The following is a 231-nucleotide window of genomic DNA, read 5'->3' on the forward strand; positions in this document are numbered from 1 at the left end:
GGATGGACCAGTCCAGTGGTCGTACTGCTGCCCAGATCCTCAATGAGTCTGATCCTGGTGCCTTGGTGCGTATGCTTCGCGAGTACGGTGAGGAAAAGTTCGCTGACCGCATTGTTCGCGCCATCGTTACCGAACGTGACCGCCAACCCATCGAGACTTCGGGGCGGCTCGTCGAGATTATTACCGAAGCTATTCCTGCCACAGTGCGTCGCAAGCGCCACAGCCATCCCG

The 231-nt window shown here is 58.4% G+C and carries 1 protein-coding gene; it reads left to right on the top strand.

Annotation, left to right across the window (positions count from 1 at the left end):
* The coding region (gene mraW, locus QSV46_RS41220; RefSeq protein WP_314964570.1) for a 16S rRNA (cytosine(1402)-N(4))-methyltransferase at window positions 1–231 on the top strand (231 nt) is incomplete at both ends.

The organism is Bradyrhizobium cosmicum (assembly GCF_032290525.1).
Taxonomy (GTDB): Bacteria; Pseudomonadota; Alphaproteobacteria; order Rhizobiales; family Xanthobacteraceae; genus Bradyrhizobium; species Bradyrhizobium cosmicum_A.